Annotated in this window: 23 protein-coding genes; 11 read left to right on the top strand and 12 right to left on the bottom strand. The window is 70.8% G+C overall.

Annotation, left to right across the window (positions count from 1 at the left end):
* Nucleotides 1-135 precede the first annotated feature (135 nt).
* On the top strand, nt 136-1,053 hold the full coding sequence (locus tag OG266_RS21425) for a hypothetical protein (protein WP_371547843.1): 918 nt from the start codon (nt 136-138) through the stop codon (nt 1,051-1,053).
* 23 nt (nt 1,054-1,076) lie between these two features.
* On the opposite strand, the gene OG266_RS21430 is transcribed toward OG266_RS21425, so the two are convergent.
* Together OG266_RS21430 and OG266_RS21435 are read right to left on the bottom strand one after the other, a co-directional pair.
* On the bottom strand, nt 1,077-1,355 hold the full coding sequence (locus tag OG266_RS21430; protein WP_266457951.1) for a ribosomal protein L7/L12: 279 nt from the start codon (nt 1,353-1,355) through the stop codon (nt 1,077-1,079).
* An 11-nt stretch (nt 1,356-1,366) separates the two neighbouring features.
* Nucleotides 1,367-1,822: a MarR family winged helix-turn-helix transcriptional regulator gene (locus tag OG266_RS21435; RefSeq protein ID WP_266457954.1), complete on the bottom strand. Its 456-nt coding sequence runs from the start codon at nt 1,820-1,822 to the stop codon at nt 1,367-1,369.
* Nucleotides 1,823-1,885: 63 nt separating this feature from the next.
* Between OG266_RS21435 and OG266_RS21440 the strand changes: the two genes are divergently transcribed.
* A complete protein-coding gene (locus tag OG266_RS21440; RefSeq protein ID WP_371547844.1) occupies nt 1,886-2,740 on the top strand; it encodes an alpha/beta fold hydrolase in 855 nt (284 codons plus the stop codon).
* Here the strand turns inward: OG266_RS21440 and OG266_RS21445 are convergent.
* Both OG266_RS21445 and OG266_RS21450 read right to left on the bottom strand, forming a co-directional pair.
* Nucleotides 2,727-3,449: a L,D-transpeptidase family protein gene (locus OG266_RS21445; protein WP_371547846.1), complete on the bottom strand. Its 723-nt coding sequence runs from the start codon at nt 3,447-3,449 to the stop codon at nt 2,727-2,729. The genes OG266_RS21440 and OG266_RS21445 overlap by 14 nt on opposite strands.
* Nucleotides 3,439-3,969: a SigE family RNA polymerase sigma factor gene (locus tag OG266_RS21450; protein WP_371547847.1), complete on the bottom strand. Its 531-nt coding sequence runs from the start codon at nt 3,967-3,969 to the stop codon at nt 3,439-3,441. Before OG266_RS21450 ends, OG266_RS21445 begins: the two co-directional genes overlap by 11 nt.
* Before the next feature lie 341 nt (nt 3,970-4,310).
* Between OG266_RS21450 and OG266_RS21455 the strand changes: the two genes are divergently transcribed.
* The 6 genes from OG266_RS21455 (at nt 4,311) to OG266_RS21480 (ending at nt 10,394) form a co-directional block, all read left to right on the top strand.
* Nucleotides 4,311-4,862 carry a hypothetical protein gene (locus tag OG266_RS21455; RefSeq protein ID WP_371547849.1) on the top strand — a complete coding sequence of 184 codons (552 nt, stop codon included), beginning with the start codon at nt 4,311-4,313 and terminating at the stop codon, nt 4,860-4,862.
* A gap of 103 nt (nt 4,863-4,965) precedes the next feature.
* The gene (locus OG266_RS21460) at nt 4,966-5,523 is read left to right on the top strand and encodes a SigE family RNA polymerase sigma factor (RefSeq protein WP_371547850.1); all 558 of its coding nucleotides are present in this window, start codon (nt 4,966-4,968) and stop codon (nt 5,521-5,523) included.
* Nucleotides 5,520-6,275 carry a hypothetical protein gene (locus OG266_RS21465; protein ID WP_371547851.1) on the top strand — a complete coding sequence of 252 codons (756 nt, stop codon included), beginning with the start codon at nt 5,520-5,522 and terminating at the stop codon, nt 6,273-6,275. The genes OG266_RS21460 and OG266_RS21465 overlap by 4 nt, the downstream gene beginning before the upstream one ends.
* Entirely contained in the window at nt 6,272-7,981 is a 1,710-nt protein-coding gene (locus OG266_RS21470; protein WP_371547852.1) for a transglycosylase domain-containing protein, read from the top strand. Before OG266_RS21465 ends, OG266_RS21470 begins: the two co-directional genes overlap by 4 nt.
* A 131-nt stretch (nt 7,982-8,112) precedes the next feature.
* Nucleotides 8,113-8,334, top strand: a complete 222-nt coding sequence (locus OG266_RS21475) for a hypothetical protein (RefSeq protein WP_266457980.1) — start codon at nt 8,113-8,115, stop codon at nt 8,332-8,334.
* A gap of 218 nt (nt 8,335-8,552) precedes the next feature.
* Nucleotides 8,553-10,394, top strand: a complete 1,842-nt coding sequence (locus OG266_RS21480; protein WP_371547853.1) for an alkyl/aryl-sulfatase — start codon at nt 8,553-8,555, stop codon at nt 10,392-10,394.
* A gap of 12 nt (nt 10,395-10,406) precedes the next feature.
* Here the strand turns inward: OG266_RS21480 and OG266_RS21485 are convergent, their stop codons facing one another.
* From OG266_RS21485 to OG266_RS21495, 3 genes are all read right to left on the bottom strand, one after another.
* On the bottom strand, nt 10,407-11,150 hold the full coding sequence (locus OG266_RS21485; RefSeq protein ID WP_266463968.1) for a TIGR03943 family protein: 744 nt from the start codon (nt 11,148-11,150) through the stop codon (nt 10,407-10,409).
* Entirely contained in the window at nt 11,147-12,217 is a 1,071-nt protein-coding gene (locus tag OG266_RS21490; RefSeq protein ID WP_371547854.1) for a permease, read from the bottom strand. Before OG266_RS21490 ends, OG266_RS21485 begins: the two co-directional genes overlap by 4 nt.
* Before the next feature lie 278 nt (nt 12,218-12,495).
* Nucleotides 12,496-13,839 carry a helix-turn-helix domain-containing protein gene (locus OG266_RS21495; RefSeq protein ID WP_371547855.1) on the bottom strand — a complete coding sequence of 448 codons (1,344 nt, stop codon included), beginning with the start codon at nt 13,837-13,839 and terminating at the stop codon, nt 12,496-12,498.
* Between the two features lie 152 nt (nt 13,840-13,991).
* Between OG266_RS21495 and OG266_RS21500 the strand changes: the two genes are divergently transcribed.
* A complete protein-coding gene (locus OG266_RS21500) occupies nt 13,992-14,135 on the top strand; it encodes a hypothetical protein (RefSeq protein ID WP_266457990.1) in 144 nt (47 codons plus the stop codon).
* 13 nt (nt 14,136-14,148) lie between these two features.
* Here the strand turns inward: OG266_RS21500 and OG266_RS21505 are convergent, their stop codons facing one another.
* On the bottom strand, nt 14,149-14,751 hold the full coding sequence (locus tag OG266_RS21505; protein WP_371547856.1) for a DNA-binding response regulator: 603 nt from the start codon (nt 14,749-14,751) through the stop codon (nt 14,149-14,151).
* On the bottom strand, nt 14,748-15,980 hold the full coding sequence (locus OG266_RS21510) for a sensor histidine kinase (RefSeq protein ID WP_371547857.1): 1,233 nt from the start codon (nt 15,978-15,980) through the stop codon (nt 14,748-14,750). Before OG266_RS21510 ends, OG266_RS21505 begins: the two co-directional genes overlap by 4 nt.
* Nucleotides 15,981-16,140: 160 nt before the next feature.
* Here OG266_RS21510 and OG266_RS21515 point away from each other — a divergent pair, with 160 nt between their 5' ends.
* Nucleotides 16,141-16,545, top strand: a complete 405-nt coding sequence (locus OG266_RS21515) for a hypothetical protein (RefSeq protein ID WP_371547858.1) — start codon at nt 16,141-16,143, stop codon at nt 16,543-16,545.
* On the top strand, nt 16,538-17,101 hold the full coding sequence (locus OG266_RS21520; protein ID WP_371547860.1) for a hypothetical protein: 564 nt from the start codon (nt 16,538-16,540) through the stop codon (nt 17,099-17,101). Before OG266_RS21515 ends, OG266_RS21520 begins: the two co-directional genes overlap by 8 nt.
* 36 nt (nt 17,102-17,137) lie before the next feature.
* Here the strand turns inward: OG266_RS21520 and OG266_RS21525 are convergent, their stop codons facing one another.
* The 3 genes from OG266_RS21525 to OG266_RS21535 all read right to left on the bottom strand — a co-directional run bounded on the left by OG266_RS21525 (nt 17,138) and on the right by OG266_RS21535 (nt 18,942).
* Entirely contained in the window at nt 17,138-17,587 is a 450-nt protein-coding gene (locus OG266_RS21525) for a Uma2 family endonuclease (protein WP_371547861.1), read from the bottom strand.
* A gap of 277 nt (nt 17,588-17,864) precedes the next feature.
* Nucleotides 17,865-18,134, bottom strand: a complete 270-nt coding sequence (locus OG266_RS21530) for a DUF397 domain-containing protein (protein WP_371547862.1) — start codon at nt 18,132-18,134, stop codon at nt 17,865-17,867.
* Complete coding sequence (locus tag OG266_RS21535; RefSeq protein WP_371547863.1) at nt 18,094-18,942, bottom strand: helix-turn-helix domain-containing protein; 849 nt, start codon at nt 18,940-18,942, stop codon at nt 18,094-18,096. Before OG266_RS21535 ends, OG266_RS21530 begins: the two co-directional genes overlap by 41 nt.
* Nucleotides 18,943-18,981 lie beyond the last annotated feature (39 nt).

Below are 18,981 nucleotides of genomic sequence, written 5' to 3' on the forward strand. Positions count from 1 at the left end.
GCGCGGCGTCGGGACCTCCCGCCCCAGGACCTCGCTCGGTCTCCCAGGCTCACCCGGACGGCCCGGTGCGCTGGTGGCGTCCGGGCTCCAGTGGTGGCGTGGGGGTAACTGTCACGCCCCCAGGAGGCCCCCGCCATGACCCGTCGCCCGCCCCGCGTGCCTGCCTCCCGCGTCTTCGCCTCCCGCGCCCTCCCCTCCCGCGCCCTCGCCTCCGCCCTGACGGCAGGCGTCCTGGTCTCGCTGTCCGCCTGCTCGCTCCTAGAGCGCCCCGAGACCGCGAAGTTCGACGTGTCGCCCGCGTCCCCCACCGCCACGGCCTCCCCCACCACCTCCGCCACCCCGTCGCTCACCGACGCCCAGGCCCGCGACGCCCTCCTCGGCCCCGCCGAGCTGGGTGAGCGGTGGTCCGCGACGCAGGGCGGGGCGACCTGGCGGGACGGGCTCCTCAAGGGGAGGACGGATGTCGCGGACTGTCAGCGGCTCCTGGACGGGCTGTACGCGGAGGATCTGCTGGGCAAGCCGAAGGGGGCCGGCGCGGTCGTCGGCCTCGACCAGAGCGACACCGAGGCACAACTGCGCTACCAGGTCGCCGCGTACGGCGGACCGGCGGAGGTGGACGCGAAGATGGCCTGGCTGCGGACGCTGCCGGAGAAGTGCGCGGAGTTCACGGCCACCGATGTCAGGGGCGAGCGGCAGACGGTACGGGTCGTCCCGGCGGCGCTGCCCGGCGTGGGCGACGCCCGCGAGGGTCTGCGGATGACCATGAGCGGTGAGGGCGACCTGTACGGCGAGACCCCGACGCTGACACTGGACTTCGCCGCCGTGCGGGTCGGAGACAGGGCGGTCTCCCTCACCAATGGCGGACTCGGCGGCGCCGAGGAGGACTTCACGAACCAGGCCGTCCAACTGGGCACCCAGCGCCTCCAGAACGTCCTCGCCGGTCGCACGACCCCGAACCAGCCCGCAAACCGGCCCGCGGACCAGCCCGTAGACCAGCCCGCAGACCAGCCAACCGGCGTGCCCGCCGATCAGCAATCCGCTGAAGAAGGCTGAAGAAGGCTGACTGGTAAGGGAGTTCACTCCATGCGCTCGACGGCTTCCTTGGCCTCCTGGAGACCGGCGCCCGTGGCCGCCCGGTAGGCCTTGATCGCCTGGATCTTCTTGCCGTCCCGCAGGAACGCGGCGACCTCCGGCAGCTCGGGATCGTCCGCGTGGACGCCGAGGTGGCGGATTATCAGGTCGATCTTCTTCTCGACGCGGGCGATTCTGCGGTCGGCCCGGCTCAGCTTGGTCTCGAGCCCGGCGAAACTCGCGATCATGATCGCGGCGATGACCAGGAGTCCTGTCATTTCCATGGTGAGGGATCCTAGGGGCCGTCGACGAGAGCGCCCACCTTGCTCAACAGGCCCAGCAGCGTGACCCGTTCGGCCTCGGTGAGCGGAGCGAAGGACGCGCCGAGGACGTCGAGGGTGACGGCGCGGCCTGCGGCGAGGACGCGTTCGCCCTCCTCGGTGAGGTGGTGTTCGTTGCGGCGTCCCCGGCCGGAGCGGCGTTCGATGAGCTGCTGGGCCGCGAGCCGGGTGGCCAGCGTGCCGAAGGACTGGTCGCCCTGGAAGGTGGCGACGGCCAGTTCGTGCGCGGAGGCGCCGGGGGCGCGGGCGATCGCGCGCAGCGCGTCCCACTGGGCGAGGGTCGTACCGACCGCCGAGAGGCGAGTGTCGAGCGTGCGGTGATGCCGGTACTGCGCCCCCTTCACAGCCCGGCCCAGCACCTCCAGGTCCACTGTCTCGTCGTGTATCTCGTCGTGGTCGTTCGCAGTCATGCCGCGATACTAGCCCAGCGAATACGCTTGCTTATATACGCATGCGTAGATAGCCTCTCCCGTATGGCTGACGCTCTCAATGACACTCTCCATGGCGCTCTCAACGACACGCCCGACGACAACCCCACCGCCCCCGTGACCCGTACCGTCCGTCCCCGCCCCGGTCTCCCCCTCACCCTCACCGAGAGCGGCCCGCGCGGCGGCCGTACCGCACTCGTCCTGCACGGCGGCAGCGGGCCCGTCAGCGTGCGGGGCATAGCCGCGCATCTGGCCCGGCGCATGAGAGTCGTCGTCCCGACGCACCCCGGATGGAACGGGACCGAGCGTCCCGACTGGTTCACCGGTATCGGCGACATGGCCGCCGCCTATCTGGACCTGCTGAGGGACGAGGGGCACCGGGACGTGCTCGTCGTCGGCTCGTCGCTCGGCGGGTGGACCGGCGCCGAGATGGCCGTGCGCGACGAGGGCGGCCTCATCACCGGGCTCGTGCTGGTGAACTCCGTCGGCGTGGCCGTTCCGGGGGAGCCCATCCGTGACATCTTCGGCCTCGAACCCAGGAAGATCCCCGCGTACTCCTTCCACGACCCGGCCCGTTTCGCCGTCGACCCCGCCACCGTCACTCAGGAGCAGGTCGCGGCCCAGAAGGCCAACATGGCGACCGTACGGGCCCTGGCCGGTGACCCGTACATGCACGACCCGACGCTCCTGGACCGGCTCGGCCGGGTCCGGATTCCGGCCCTCGTGCTGTGGGGAGAGAGCGACCGCATCGTCACCCCGGCGTACGGGCGCGCGCTCGCGGCGGCGCTTCCCGGGGGGCGGTTCGTGACGGTGCCCGAGGCCGGTCATCTCCCGCACCTCGAACAGCCCGCCGCGTCCTTCGCCGCGCTCGACGCCTACCTGGACGTCACGACCGCCTAGCCGTCGGTGTGCCCGCGCCCTCGGCGGCCGTGTCCGTGGGCGATGCGGTCGGCGTCGACACGGGAGTCGGCGTCGGCGCGGTCCCCTCGATGTCGACCACCGACCCCTCCTTCAGCTGCCCGTACAGCCACTCCGCGTCGCTCTCGCGCAGGCCGATCCAGCCGGACGTGGTGTTGTAGTAGCCGGGGGCCTTCTCGTCGTATGTGAGGCCGGCGATGTAGTTGGTCTTGCCGTCGGAGGCGCGGAGCTCGATGAACCAGGGGAGCTTCATGTCGTAGGCCTCGAAGCGGAGTTCCTCGGCGGGGACGAGCTTCATGCTCACCTTGGCGGTGACCGTCATGCGGCCCGCGCGCGTGGGGGTGAGCGGGGAGCCGGAGGAGAGCGGCAGTTCGCGGCCCGCGACCGTGACCACCCGTCGGAACAGGTCGACCGAGGCGTCGGGCGTCGCGGGGGTGGTGGGCGTGCCGGTGGGGCTCGCCGCGGGGGAGGGGTGCCGGTCCGTGTCGCCACCGCCCAGGTTCAGGATGACGACCAGGGCGAGCGCCGCCGCGGCGGAGGCGCCGACGACGGCGGCGGCCGTACGGCGGTGGCGTCTGCGGCGTACCGCCCTGCCGCGGATCTCCGCGCCGGACAGCGGCGGAGGCGTCTCACCGGTGGCAGCCAACTCGTGGAGTTCCGCGGTGAGTTCGGAGGTGAGTTCATCGGACACGGTTGTCCTCCCTCTCCCCTGTACCGGCCGGGTCGGCCGAGTCCGCGTCGCCCGCCGAAAGCTCCCGTGCCAGCGCCGCCCGGCCACGGGACAGCCGGGCCTTGACCGTCCCCACGGGGGCGCCGGTTTCGGAGGCTACCTGCTCGACACTGAGGTCGCACAGATGGTGCAGGACGATGGCCATCCGCTGCGGCTCGGGCAGTGTGCGCAACGCGGCGACCAGGGTGGCGTGTTCGGGGCCGGGCCCGGGGACGTGCTCCGGCGGCGGATTCCGGCGTACCAGTTCCAGCCAGCGGCGCGCTCGGCGCCAGCGGCTCACCGCGAGCCGCATCGCCACGGTCCGTATCCATGCTTCCGGTGCACCGTCGGCGAGAAACTCGCGCCGGCGGTCCCAGGCGCGTACGAACGCCTCCTGGACGACGTCCTGCGCCTCGCCGTGGTCCCCGGTGAAGGCGTAGAGCTGGCCGGTCAGCCGGGGGAACGCGGTCGCGTAGAACGCGTCGAACTCTTCCTCGGTCATGCCCCTCGCCGGAGTTCGCGGAAATTCCGAAGTCCCGTGCAACCCGGCGGTCCGTGCCGTGCGTACAGGTCCCGTACGTCGCACATGGAAACACACCACAGGGGGATCGCGATGAACACGGGGACCAGAGGAGCCGGGAGCGGGCGGCTCGCCCGCGCCATGAGCGCGGCGGCCGCCTGCGCGCCGGCGTGACACACGATCCGAAGAAATCCTGCGCCTGTGTCATCCCGGCTGGGGCCCCCGGGAGTTTGTAGGAGTGGAGAGGCGCCCTCCGTCCCGTATCGCTCATCTCGCTCATGCGGATCCCCAACGGTCCGCGAACCACGAGGAGTTGTCCGTTCATGACACGGATGCAGAAGTACATGGCCGCCGCGGTGGTCGCCGCCGCGCTGGTGGGGGCGCCCACGGTGTCGTACGCCGCCGCGCCGGGGAGGGCGGCGTACGGCACCGGTACGCATGCCGGTTCGGCCCAGATCGTCGCCCCCGGTGAGCATGTCTCGGGCGGTGAACCCGGCTTCGAGCTCTGGCTCACCGAGGAGGGCAAGTACTGGACGACGCCCGGGGATCCGGACCCGCAGTTCCGCAGTGTGATCGACGGGAACATCGACCGCAGCCAGCCGGGCGTGTCGATGCAGGCGGAGGGCAACAACGGGCACATCACGCTCTCCGGCCTCTACTACGGCGGCAAGGGCACCGCCTCGCGGGTCACCGTGGAGACCTCCGTCGGCACCGTGCGCGGCAAGCTCCTCGAGCTGGCGGGCAAGCCCGGCTGGGGTGTCTGGTACGCCACCGCCGACGTGCCGGTGGGTGACGACGGGGGCCTCGGCGCCCTCGGCGACATCACCGTGTACGACACCAGAGGCAAGGTCTACGCCCAGCTGCCGCGGAGCTGAGTTCGCGGGCGGGGGAGTCGGGTCGTTCAGGTCTCGACTCCCCCGCACCACCCCGTTCCCCCTCCTCCCCCCACGTACCCGATTCCGAGGGACCCCGCCGGCCGTGCAGCAGACCTCATCCGACGCCCCCGAAGTCCCTGCCACCTCGGTGGAAGGCGACTTCGCCGAGTACGCCACCGCGGCCTGGCCCCGCCTCGTCCGCACCGCGCACATGCTCACCGGTGACTTCCACGAGGCCGAGGATCTCGTGCAGACCACGCTGGCCAAGGTGTACGCCCGCTGGCGGCGCATCCCGCGCGACGACGTCGACTTCTACGTACGCCGCTCGCTGGTCAACAACAACCTCAGCCGGGTGCGCAGGAGACGGGTCGTCCATCTGCTGACGCCGTTCCTGCCCGAGCGGATGCATCAGCGCGTACCGGGGCACGCCGAGGACGTCGAACAGCGGGCTGCCCTCAGCCAGGCGCTGAACTCCCTTTCGGCGCGGCAGCGTGCCGTGCTGGTGCTGCGCTACTGGGACGACCTGGGCGAGGCCGAGATCGCGCAGCTGCTCGGCTGCTCGGTCGGCACGGTGAAGACCCATGCCCGGCGTGGCCTCGAGGCCCTGCGCGTCCACCCCTTGTTCGCCGGCCGCCACCCCGTTTCCGGAGCCCGCCCATGAACCACCCCTCTCGTTCCCAGCAGCCCCAGAGTCCTGCGGCCGAGGCCGAGCGGCTGCGTGAGGCGTTCGCCGAGGTCGCGTACGACGTCACGCCCTCCGTCGTCCCGATCGCCGCCATCGCGCGCGAGGGCCGCCGGCGCAGGCGTCGTCGTACGGCAGCCGTGCTCGGTGCCGCTTGCGGGGTGCTGCTCGTGCCGCTGGCCGTGGTCATGCTCCGCGGGGGTGTGCCCGGCGGGCAGGGCGAGCGCGAGCAGGTCACGCCCCCGGCCGCGAGCGTCTCTCCGTCGCCTTCCATGTCCATGCCGCACGCCGGGAAGGTGCGGGTCGTCACCCCCGGCGAGCGGGTGACGGTCTCGCCCGGCACCAAGATCTGGCTGACGGAGGACGGCAAGCACTGGACGGAGCCGGACCAGCCCACCCAGTTCCGCAGCGTGACCGACGGCAACCTCGACCTGAGCAGTCCCGGCGTCAGCCTCCAGGAGTCGGGGCGCGAGGACGGCACCGTCTTCCTCTCCGGCATCTTCTACGGCGCGGGCGAACCGGCCCTCGTCGAGATCAGGATCGTCGCGGGCGACATCGACGGTACGGCGCTCACGCTGGCGGGCGAGCCCGGCTGGGGGGTCTGGTACGCGGAGGTGAAGGTGCCGGAGTCCGTGAGGTCGTCCTCGGACTTCCTGGGCGGTGTCACCGAGAGAGTGACGGTGTACGACTCGGCGGGCGGTGTGATCGCGAGCCAGGAGTTCTCCTCGTGAGGCGCGGCAGCGTGAGGCTGAAGGCCTGCGTGCACGCGGCTGCGCGCGCCGTACGGGCGGCGGTACGGGGTCTCGTACGCCGGGTCCGTACCCGCCGTACGCGGGTTCGCCGCACCCGTGGCCGCCGGCTGCGCCGCGCCCTCGCCGTACTCCTCGTCCTCCTCCTCTCCCTCGTCGGCGCGGCCGTGGTGGCGTACAAGATGACGGACATCCCCGAGCCGCACCCCGAGACGGCGATGCAGAGCACGGTCTTCGTCGACTCGCACGGCGACTACCTGGGCCGGCGCGGTCCGGTGGACCGGCAGGAGGTGCCGCTGTCCCAGGTCCCGCGGCATGTACAGGAAGCGGTGATCGCCGCCGAGAACCGGTCCTTCCGTACGGACACGGGGATCGCTCCGACCGCGATCGCGCGGGCGGCGCTCGCGGCGGTGACCGGGGGTGCCCCGCAGGGCGGTTCGACGATCACGCAGCAGTATGTGAAGAACGCGCTGCTGAGCCCCGAGCAGACCTTGTCCCGCAAGGCGCGGGAGGCGCTGATCGCGGTCAAGCTGGACCGGACCCGGTCGAAGGACGAGATCCTCGCGGGGTATCTCAACACGGTCTACTTCGGGCGGGGAGCGGCGGGCATCCAGGCCGCCGCGCGGAACTACTTCGGCGTGGACGCAAAGGAGTTGACGGTCAGTCAGGGGGCGGCGCTCGCGAGCATCGTCAACATCCCCTCGTACTACGAGAAGGCGGGCTCCGACCCTGAGGTGACGGCGAAGCTGGTGAGCCGGTGGGAGTGGGTGCTCGACGCGATGGCCGACAGCGGTGCCATCACGGCCGCGCAGCGGGGCTCGGCGCGCTTCCCCGCCTTCCGTTTCTATCCGCCGGGTGACACGGACGGGCAGCGCCAGTACCTGATCGACGCGGCCGCGGCGGAGGCGGCCGACCGCCTCGGCATCACCCAGGACGAGCTGGCCCGCGGCGGCTACACAGTCCACACCACCTTCGACCTGACGGCCCAGAACGCGGCGGCGGAACTGGTGGACGACGCCAAGCCATCGGCGAAAGATCTCCAACTCCACACCTCTGTCGTCGCGTTGGTGCCCGGCGACGGCGCGGTCCGCGTGCTGTACGGCGGCGCGGACTACGCCAGGCAGCCCTTCAACGACGCGCTCGACGGCGCGGTGGAGGCGGGCACCGCGCTCGAGCCGTTCGCCTGGACGAAGCTCGGCGACCCGCTGTCCGGCCTGCCGCGCGAGGCCGCGCCGACGCCGCTGCGGCTGGCGTCGGCGTGGGCCACGGCGGCGGCCCGCGGCACGTACGCCGCGCCGTACACGGTCGGGAAGATAACCCGGGCCGGACACGCCGTGTACACGGCGCATCCCCGCACCCGCACCGCGATGGAGCCGTACGCCACAGACGTGATCGCCAAATACGCGTACAGCGAGGCCGGCCCCCTGGCCACGCACACCGGCGGCGCCGGAACCCGCACCCTCTGGCAGACCACGTACGACGAACAGCTCACCGTCACCGTCGCCCTCTTCGCCCAGCACCCCGCCGAGGGCAAGCTCCCGGCCCGCACGGCCCAGCTCCCCTCCGGCACCTCCGAGCTGGCCCTGCGCGTCAACTCGGACGTCCGCAACCGCCTGGTTCCCTCCCCCTGGGGCGCGGCGATTCCGGCCCCGAAACCGACATCCGAGCCCGAGCAGAACTCAGAGTGACCGGCCGTGAGACCCCCGCACCCCTGCCAAGATCAGCCAGCCATCCTCTGGCCCGCGAACTCCGTCCAGAGCCGGGATCGAGACCTTCAAGCTCTACCGCGCGAAAAATTAGGGCCCATACTGGTTCTACGATGACGAAGCCATCCGCGCCCCGGCGCCACCTGCCCACCAGCCCCTTCGCCGCCCCGGTCGTCCCCGTGGCCAAGGAGTTCGCCCTCGGAGACCGTGTCTCCCACGACCAGTACGGCCTGGGCACGATCGTCGGCGTCGAAGAGGGCATTGCGATGCTCGTCGACTTCGGCGCCCGCCAGGTCCGCGTCCTCAGCCCCTACACCCGGATGGACCGTCTCTGACCCACACGCAGTGACTGGTCCGTCACCCGTCCACCTCGACCCCTGTCCACCTCACCCCCGCGCCACCCGCCTCCACACCTTGCGGAGCCCGCGGGGCGCGGCGGTCGAGGTGGACTACTGCGTTCGTGCGCCGGCCCTCGACGAGTCGGCGCCGGTGCCCCCAGCCCGAACGGCCCACCCCGCTAGCTCCTCGCCCGGGTGCCGCAGAGGCTGGGTTCATGGATGCCCCGGTGCGCGATGAGTTGCCCTTCGAGGACCTGACCGACTTCGAGAACGCTGATCGGGGGTTCATCGCGGCGTTGGTGCCCGGGGTGGTGCGGGACGGGGAGGGGCGGGTCGTCTATGACGGGGACGCGTACGGGTTTCTGGAGGACGACTGTCCTGGGAGTGCGCATCCCAGTCTGTGGCGGCAGGCGCGGTTGTGTGCGCGGCAGGGGTTGTACGAGGTCACCGAGGGTGTTTATCAGGTGCGAGGGCTCGACCTCTCGAACATGACGGTCGTCGAGGGCGAGCGGGGTGTGATCGTCGTCGATCCGTTGATCTCCGTGGAGTGTGCGGCGGCGGCTCTCGCGCTGTACCGCGAGCACCGGGGGCAGCGGCCCGTCACCGGGCTCGTCTACACGCACTCGCACGGCGATCATTTCGGCGGCGCCCGGGGCGTACTGCCGCACGGTGCCGAGGAGGGCGTGCCGATTCTGGCTCCGGCGGGCTTTCTGGAGCACGCCGTCAGCGAGAACGTCTACGCGGGCAACGCGATGACGCGCCGCGCGAGCTTCATGTACGGCGACCGGCTGCCCAAGGCGCCGGACGGGCAGATCGGCGCGGGCCTCGGCACGACGACGTCCACCGGGACGATCAGCCTGATCCCGCCGACCGTGGACATCACGCACACCGGCCAGGAGGAGACGGTCGACGGCGTCCGGATCGTCTTCCAGCTCACCCCCGGCACCGAGGCGCCGGCCGAGATGAACTTCCTGTTCCCCGAGCGGCGCGCGCTGTGCATGGCCGAGAACGCGACCCACAACATGCACAACATCCTGACCCTGCGCGGAGCCGTCGTCCGCGACGCGCGCATCTGGGCCCGCTACCTCGACGAGGCCATCGACTTCTTCGGCGACACGTACGACGTCGCCTTCGCCTCCCACCACTGGCCGACCTGGGGACGCGACAACGTCATCCGCTTCCTCGCCGAGCAGCGCGACCTGTACGCGTACCTGCACGACCAGACCCTGCGCATGCTCAACAACGGCCTGACGGGCACCGAGATCGCCGAGGAGCTGCGGCTGCCGCCCGCGCTGGAGCAGTCCTGGCACGCGCGCGGCTACTACGGCTCGCTGAGTCACAACGTCAAGGCGGTCTACCAGCGGTACATGGGCTGGTACGACGGAAACCCCGCCCACCTCTGGGAACATCCCCCGGTCGAACTCGCGCGGCGCTACGTGGACTTGGCGGGCGGCGCGGAGTGGGCGCTCGCGAAGGCCCGTGCGTACGTCGACGAAGGCGATCTCCGTTTCGCCGCCACGCTCCTCAACCACGTGGTCTTCGCCGAACCCGAGAACACGGAGGCCAAGGAGACCCTCGCGGGCGTCTACGACAGGCTCGGGCAGGGCTCCGAGAACGGGCCCTGGCGCAACTTCTATCTGACCGCCGCCATGGAGCTGCGCAAGGGGGCGGGCCGCGTCACCCTCGACACCGCCAACGCCGAGATGGCCTCCGCCCTCACCGTGAGCATGCTCCTGGACTCCCTCGCCGTGCGGATCGACGGCCCCCGCGCCTGGAACGACCGTCTCACCCTCGACCTCGTCGTCATCGACGAGCAGCGCCGCCACCGCGTGAACCTCCACAACGGCGCCCTCACCCACCGCGCAATGCCCGTCCACCACACCCCGAAACCGCACGCCGGCCTCACCCTCATCCTCACCAGGGCCGAGCTGCTCGGCGTCCTCGCAGGCAAGGGCCTCACCGGCATCGAGACGGACGGCGACCCGGAACTCCTGTCCCGGCTCCTCTCGTACGCCTCGGAGCCGCCGGACAAGGCCTTCCCCGTCGTGACGCCCTGACGCGCGCGGGGATCAGCGGCGCTCGTACGGGTTCGCCGGCTCCTTCACCGTCTTCACCGAGGTCGAGTCCAGTACGGGCGGCCACGCCTCGTCCGAGCCGAGCTTGCCCTTGGGGTGCCAGGTGCCGGTGACGGTGACCCAGGTGTCGTTCACGGGGGCGTCGGCACCCTTGATCTCGATCTTGTACGTGCTCGCGTCGGCCGCGCAGCACGTGATGAGGAGCCGGGCCAGGTACCAGGTGCCGTTGTCTCCCCGGGTGACGAAGCCGGTCATCCGGACCGTGCGGCCCGTCAGCGACTTGCCGCTGTCGTAGATCGCCCGCGAGGTGTACTCGCCCAGGGTCAGGGCGACGGGGTCCCCGGAGGGGAGCGCCGGGAAGGTTCCCACGCCCTGGGCCGCACGCTGTTCGGCCTCGCGGTCGGCGCTGTACGAGCCGAGGGCGGGGGGCGGGAAGAGGAGGAGGGCGGCGGCGGGGATGGCGAGGAGCCAGGCGATTCGGGGGGTGCGGTGGTGGTTGTGGCCGTGGTCGTCGTCGTGGTCCTCTTCGAGGTCCTCGTCCTCGGCTTCGTGGTCGTGCGGTCGCGTTGCTCGTACGGCGCTCAGGGCGCCCAGCGTCAGCAGCAGTACGCCGGACGCGATCAGGTACACCTTCAGCCCCGACTGCACGTACCGCAGGTACAGGTCGCTGAAGACGGTGATCCTCAGTACCGCCGCCCCGCTGAGCAGCAACAGCAACGCGGGCCCGTAGCGCCTCACAGCAGCCACCACCCGACCAGGACACTGCTCACCAGAGCCACCACCCATGTCACGGAGGAGAAGCGCACGGCGAAGGACTTGCCGAAGGTGCCCGCCTGGAGGGCGATCAGTTTCAGGTCCACCATCGGGCCGACCACCATGAAGGCCAGCCGCGCGGTCGGCGAGAAGCCCGTCAGGGACGCGGCCACGAAGGCGTCGGCCTCGCTGCACACGCACAGCACGACGGCCAGTACGGCGAGCAGCAGTACCGACAGCCACGGGGAGCCGGTGAAGAGGTCGAGGACCGACCTCGGGACCGCGATGTTGAAGGTCGCGGCGGCCGCCGCGCCGAGGACGAGGAAGCCGCCCGCGTGCAGGAAGTCGTGCTGGAGGCCGGTGCGGAAGCCGTCCCAGCGGGAGCCGGTGTACTTCCTGCGGGCCGGCTTCGGCAGCCGGATCCACTCCTCCCGTCCGAAGCGGATCCACAGCCAGCCCATCACGACTGCCGTCGCGAGGGAGGCGAGCAGCCTGGCGAGGACCATCATCGGGTTGGCCGGGAACGCGATCGACGTGGCGACCATGACGACCGGGTTGATCGCGGGGGCCGACAGCAGGAACGCCAGGGCGGCGGCCGGGGTGACTCCGCGGCGCATCAGGCTTCCCGCGACCGGGACCGAGGCGCACTCGCAGCCCGGCAGTACGACGCCGGCTGCTCCGGCCACGGGGACCGCCAGGGCCGGGTTGCTGGGGAGCAGCTTGTTGAATACCCGCTCGGGGACGAACGCGCCTATCGCCGCCGACACGAGGGTGCCGAGCAGGAGGAAGGGGACGCCCTGCACGGTGACCGCCGTGAAGACCGTCCACCATGCCGACATCGCGGGGGTGGCCAGGTCGAGGGCGACCATGGGGCCCAGCACCGAGACGACGGTGCCTATCGCCAGTAGCGCAAGGCCGCCGACGACCAGGTAGAAGACGGTCCGGACGGCGAGGCGGGCACCGTCGGCCAGCCCGCGCCGGGGCGCCGGGTAGTGCTGGTTCTCCACGCGCCTGGTTCCCGCCTGCCCTTGGGTGTGCTGGTTGTACGCCATCCGCAGGCTAGCTGGGGGCGCTGTGCGGGGGCCTGTAATCGTCGAAGAGGGGGCTGTGCGGGCGGGCTGGGGTGGGGTTGGGGGTGGTTTTTTCGCCCCCTCCGCCCCTACCCGTCCCTTGTTCCTGGGGCTCCGCCCCAGACCCCGCTCCTCAAACGCCGGAGGGGCTACCCCTAGCCCGTCCGGCGTTTGAGGACGAGCGCGTCAGCGCGATGCGGGGGTCTGGGGGCGGCAGCCCCCAGGTACGGGACGGGTAGGGGCGGAGGGGGCGAAAAAAGTCACAGCGGGGGCTGGGCAGGGGCCGGGCCCAGGGTGGTGGTGCCCGGGGCCGTGCGGTGGCCCAGGCCCGTGCGATACGCGTCGAGGGCTGCCTCGACGCGGCCCGTGCGGCGGAGCAGGTCGCCGAGGAGGCGGCACAGGTCCGCGAGGTCGCCCGCCGCGCCGGCGCGTTCCAGGAGGCTGAGGGCTCGGACGTAGTGCTCCTCGGCGGACTCCGTGTCCCGAGCATCCTCCGCGATGATCCCGAGGAGCCGGTGCGCACCGGCGGAGTGGACGGCGCCCCGCTCGGGACTGAGGTCACCGAGCACCTCGTGGAGAAGCGTCGCGGCCTCCTCCGACTTGCCACGCCGGTGCAGCACATCGGCCAGTTCGACGGCGACCTGACTGGTGTAGAGCGCGGCCCGCTTGGCGGAGAGCATGGCCTGCGCCTCCCGCAACTCACCCTCGGCCCGCGCCAGTTCGCCGTTCTGGGCGTACAAATACCCGCGCATCCAGTGACAGTTGGCCAGCTCCGTACGGATCTGAAGCTGGCGATAGAGCTCGGCGGCCTTGGCGAGGGACGCGTCCGCCTCCGCCATCCGCCCCTCGGCGATCATCGTCCGGGCAACCGACCGGTGCATCCGGGCGACCAGCGCGGGATCGCCCACCTGCGGCGCCAGCGCGAGAGCGAGCTCGGCGGCCTGGGCGGCACGGGCCTGGGCGCCCATGTCCATGTACGGCGCGATGATGCCGGTGTAGAGGAGCAGGAGGGCGTCCGGGTCGTGCATTCCGGTGCGGTTCAGTTCGTCGAGGGTGGACTCGAACAGGTAGCAGGCGTAACGGAGTTCACCGGCGAGATAGTGGGACACGGCACGGCCGCGAATGGCCGGCACGCGGTTCGGCAGCGGGGCGTCCCCCAACCGCCCCTCGGACTCCTCGAACCGCTTACGCGCGGTTTCCAGGTCACCGGTCTCCAGGGCGCATTCACCCAGCCCCAGCAACGCAGCCGCCTGCTCGGCGACCAGCCCGTGCGCCTCCGCCTCCGCGAGAAGCCCGTCGTACTGCTCCGCCGCGACCTCGGCCTCGCCTGTGGCGAGGGTGCGCTGCGCGTCGGTGAGCCGCAGCCGCAGGTCGGTGGCGAGGTGGGCGGGGCGCCCTGTGGCCAGTTCCTCGTACGCCACCCCGAGCCGTTCGGCGATGTGCCTGAGCGCCGGTTCGGAGGCCCGCACCCGCCCGGCCTCCAACGTGGAGATATAGGCGGGCGTATACACGGGTTCCGCCAATTGCTTCTGGGTCAACCCGCGTGCCGTACGCAGCTGCTGCACCCTGCGCCCGATGATCTCCGGTCCGTCACGCTCCGCCATGACTTAAGCATGCCAGTAAGCCGAGTTACATTCGGTCAAGTCCTGACTAATATCCAACTCCCCTTGTCCCCCTTGCCCTTTGACACTCCTAACCCCTACGTTAAGCGCGAGATTAAGCCCGCTTAATACGCCGCTGTCGTTGCGAGGTCGCCATGCTCCGACGTATTACCGTCCGCTACTCAAGGGGCTTCGGCGCCGCTGTCATCGCCATCGCAGCTCTGCTGCTCGCGGCGAACGCGGGGCCCGCGCGAGCGGCCGAGCCGGTACCGGTACCGGTCCTGGCCGTGACGCGCTAGATCCATTGACCCGCTAGATCCAGCCTTCCTCCCAGGCCCGGTGGGCGGCCGCGTGCCGTGAGTTGGCGTTGAGCTTGGACATGGCCGCCGACAGGTAGTTGCGGACCGTGCCCTGTGCGAGGCCGACCTCTTTGGCGATCTCCTTGACCGAGGCGCCGGTCCGGGTCGCCCGCAGTACGTCCAGCTCCCGGTCGCTGAGCGGGCAGTCGTCCTCGGTCAGCGCGGATGCGGCGATGTCGGAATCGACGTACCGGCGGCCTGCGGCGACGTCACGGATGATCTCCGCCAGCCTGACCGCAGGCGTCGTCTTGGGCACGAACCCGCTGACCCCGGCAGCCAGGGCACGGCGCAGCACTCCCGGCCGCGCGTGCCGGGTGACCATGACTATCCGGGTGGGCAGTTCCGCGCGGATCTGCTCGGCGGCGGTCAGGCCGTCGGCCGGGGGCATCTCCAGGTCGAGGACGGCGATGTCGGGCCGGTGCTCGCGCGCCAGCCGTACGGCGTCGGTGGAGGTGGCCGCCTGGGCGACCACGCTGAGGTCGTCCTCCAGGTCCAACAGGGCGGCCAGTGCGCTCCTGAGGAGCTCCTCGTCGTCGGCCAGCAGCAGCCGGATCATCCCGCCTCCCCCTCAGAGTGCCCGTCTGTGCCTGCTTTCACCGGCAGTGAGGCCGCCACCACGAAGCTGTCCTCCTCGTGTTCCCAGGTCAGTTCGCCTCCGGCGGCCTCCAGGCGCTCGGCCAGGGTGCGCAGCCCGGTTCCGGTGTCCATGCCCGAGCGGGGCGGTCCTGCCGCGCCGTCGTTGCTCACCCGCAGGCGGGCGAAGCCGTTCGTGAGGCGGTAGTCGACCTCCGCCCGGCGCGCCTGGCTGTGGCGCAGCACGTTGGTGGTGGCCTCCCGCATCACCAGGCCCAGGAGATGCCGTCCGGCGGTCGGGAGGCGGTCGGCGTCGGCGGGTTCGATGTGCAGCCGGGCGTCTATGTCGGCCGCGGCGAGGACCCTGGCCGCGTTGGCGATCTCCGCGTCCAGGGAGGTACGGCGATAGCCCTGCACCACGGCGCGGGTGTCGGTGAGCGCGTCGGTGGCCAGCCGCTGCACGTCCTTCATCTCGGCGGCGGCCCGCGCGGGGTCGGCCTCGACGAGCCGTGCGGCCAACTCGCCCTTGAGCGCGATCACTTGCAGATGGTGGCCCTGGATGTCGTGCAGGTCGGCGGCGAAGCGCAGGCGCTCGTCCTTGACCGCCAGTTCGGCGGCGAGCCCGCGGGCCCGGTTGAGCCGCCCGGCGACGTCCCAGCCCCACAGCATGCCCAGCGTGATCCAGGCGACGGAGGCGACCATCACGGCCGGGAACGCCGTCGCGTGGACCAACCCGTCGCCGGAAGCCAGGGCGACGATCCCGCCGAGCACCGCTGCAACGGCCACCGCTCCGGCGATCAACTCCCGCCTCCGCCTTGGCGACAGGAACGTCGCCGCGACCGTGACCATCGTCGCCGGGGCGTACGACCACAGCTCGTAGTTCCGGACGGCGAGCGCGACTCCGCCGAGCAGGGCCGCGCCCACGCTCCCGACGGTCAGCCACGCCACCGGCGGCCGGTCGGGCCAGGTGTCGGGAGCGGGTGCCATCGCCACCCGGCGGCTGAGCAGCACCGCACTCGCCACCGCCGTGGCCGCCAGGCCGACCGCGCCGGAGATCCGCGCCCAGGCCGCGACGTCCTCGTCGAGGACCCACTCCCCGACGAGGAAGACCAAGAAGAACTCGGTGGTGCCGATGAGGCTCCACCAGGTGTAGCGGTGGAAGCCCGTCAGCCCTGCCGGTCCTGCCCCCTGGTCGTTCGGCGCGTCACGCACGCGGTCATTGTCGCAACGGGTCCGCCGCGGATGACAGTTGTCACACGACGACGTGACAACTCCACGTCCACTCATGCGGGTTCGGCACTACTGGCGCTGGTCCGCCTTCGCCAGTCTGGGCAGCACGAGATACCCCGCCCCGGTATTCAGGAGCTGCCCCGTGAAAACCCTGACGACGAACAAACGCTTCCTCCGCCACTACCTGGAGATGGTCGCCGCGATGGCCGTCGGAATGGTGGTCCTCGGCCCGGCGCTGCGAGGCGTCCTGTGGCTCGCAGGCCTTGAATTCCCATCGCAGTACGCGGAGTTGGTCTGCCTGGAGATGGCCTTCGACATGTCGGCAGGGATGGTCGTCTGGATGCGCCACCGCGGTCACGCCTGGGCCGGAACCCTCGAAATGGCGGGCGCCATGTTCGCCCCGTTCCTCGTGCTGTTCCCGCTGCTGTGGCTGGGCGCGCTCTCGGGCGAGTCCCTGCTCCTCCTGGAGCACGTCCTGATGCTCCCGCTGATGTTCCTGCTCATGCTCCGCCGCCGCGCCGAGTACGGAGGTTGCTCTCATGGCTGACACGACGCCCGCCGCCCGCACGGGCTGGACCCATTGGCTGCTGGGGCGCTGGCCCACCGCCCTGGCCGTCGCGGTCGCGGCCCTCACCCTGAACGGTCCCGACGCCGACAGCGAGCTCGCGCACATACTCCCGCTCCTGCCCCTGGAGTACCTGATCGTCGCCAAGTTGAGCAACCGCCGGGCCACTTGGCCGGTGATCAGCGTGGCGTTCGCGCTCACGCTGATCCTGGGCGCGGTGGACGTGGTCCCGCCGTCCACCGTCTTCGCCGCCGTGGCGCTGGTCGTCCTGGTCTGGGGCGCGCTCGACGGGCAGCTTTCCCGGCCCGACCCGTTCCGGGTCCAGACCCTGGGCATGCTCGGCTTCGGTGCGGTGGCCCTGGCCGGGCTGATCGTGGACCCGGACGTCGGCCGTTGGCTGATCGCCGCCGGTTGGTTGCTGCACGGGGTCTGGGACTTCGCGTACATCAAGCTCGACAAGGTGGTGTCGCGCACTTACGCGGAGTGGTGCGGGGTCCTCGACATTCTCATCGCGGCGGGGCTGGTGTTCCTGTTCTAGCCGAGCCCGAGGGCGTCGGGGAGTGGCACGCCGAGTTCAGAATTCCTTGGTGTCGAGCTCGAACCCGAGGGGGGCGGGGAGTGGCACGGTCAGGCCGAGCTTGTGCTTCGGTCCCTTGGCGTAGCCGTCGCCCGACGGGTCGGAGTAGACCGTCACCTCGGCCTCTTCCCGGTCGATGAGGAGGTAGACGGGGATGCCGGCACGGGCATAGCCGTGGATCTTCTTCTCCCGGTCGCGGTCGGCCGTGCTGGTCGAGGTGACCTCTGCGACGAGGAGGACGGCGGAGGGGTCGTGCCACTCCTCCTCGTCATGGAAACTGCCTTTGAGGGCGGTCGCCAGGTCGGGGATGACGTGACCGGTCCCGGAGGCACCGGGGATGTTCAGGCCGATGCCGGTGTAACGACCCAGCCCCTTGTCATGGTCCCAGAACTGCTCGCTGAGCTCCGACACAATCTCCTCGTGCGCCCCATTCGTCGGTGGCGACACGCAAATCTCCCCTTCAACCAGCTCCACGCGCCAGCCCTCCGGAGCCGCAGCACTGAACAGCTCGAAGGCCTGCTCCACGCCTACGCCGCCCATGTAGAAGGGCATCTCGTAGTCGCCGTCAGGGTCGTCGTTGGGGCCTTGAAAGGCCTCGCCCTGGTACCCCGGCAGATGATCGGCTCCGCCGTCGCCATGACAGACCTCCTTCGCTCAGCGCCACGCTCCCAGAGTAGACAAGCAGCCCGCACACGGAATCTGGAGCAGGCTCACTGCCGCTGGGCTACCGCGCGGAGACGTGGCTCACGAAGGCCGCGTACGCCTCCGGCGAGAGCGTGAGGGTGCCGCCGGCGGGGTTCTTGGAGTCGCGGACGGCGATGTGGGGGGTGAGGTCGGCGACTTCGAGGCACTCGCCGCCGCTGCTGCCGCTGTAGGTCGACTTGCGCCACTCGGCTGTGCCGATGGGGGCGCACTCGATGCAGTCGCCGCCGCTGGATCCGCTGTACGACGACTTACGCCACTGAGCGCGCGTCAGGTCCTGGCTGCTCCCCATAGCGTTCCTCCATCACGCGAGCGATCAGTGCCGCCGACTCCCTCGGAGAGAGTGCCTCGGCCTGCAAGCGAGCGTAACCGACCGAACGCTCCCTGATCACTTGCGGGTTGGCGGTCATGTGGCCCGAGTCGTAGCTCTCGTTGTAGTGCAGGGCCGGGTCGTCGTCGAAGCGCAGGAGTGTGAACGAGCCCATCATTCCGGCGTGCTCACCCGCCGAGAACGGCAGCACCTGAAGCTCCATCCACGGCTGGCCGAAGAGACCCAACAGATGGGTGAGTTGCTCACGCATCACAGCCTTGCCACCGATCGCCCGGTACAGGACGGCCTCGTCCAGCACCGTCCAGACCACCGGAGGATGCTCACGCTTCAGGATGCGCTGGCGCTCCATCCGCGCGGCCACCATCTCGTCGAGCTTGCTCGTCTGCTCGACGCCGAGCACGGCTCGCGCGTACGCCTCCGTCTGGAGGAGCCCGTAGACGAGCTGGCACTGGTACGTCGAGATGTACTCGGCCCTCGCTTCCATCTCCGCATACTGCTGAAACCAAGAAGGCAGTTGGCTTCGCAAAACCAACCCCACCAACCGCGAAAACGCCCCGTCCGTCATCAGCGCCGCGTCGATCCGCTCTGCGAATTCGCGGGTCGGGACCTTGTGGGCCGTCTCGACCTGCCCGATCAGCGACCCCGTGCAGAAGATGACGTCGCCCAACTGCCCCTGCCTCAGACCCGCCGCCTCTCTCTGCCGGCGCAGCTCCGAGCCGAAGTAGTCCAACGGGGAAGCGCTGGGATCCAGTTCGCGGATGTTGGGCATGGGCGGTCACCCCCAGGTCCGAACGCCGGGCGGCGTTCA

The sequence above is a fragment of the Streptomyces sp. NBC_00554 genome (assembly GCF_041431135.1).
In the GTDB taxonomy this organism is placed as follows: Bacteria; Actinomycetota; Actinomycetes; order Streptomycetales; family Streptomycetaceae; genus Streptomyces.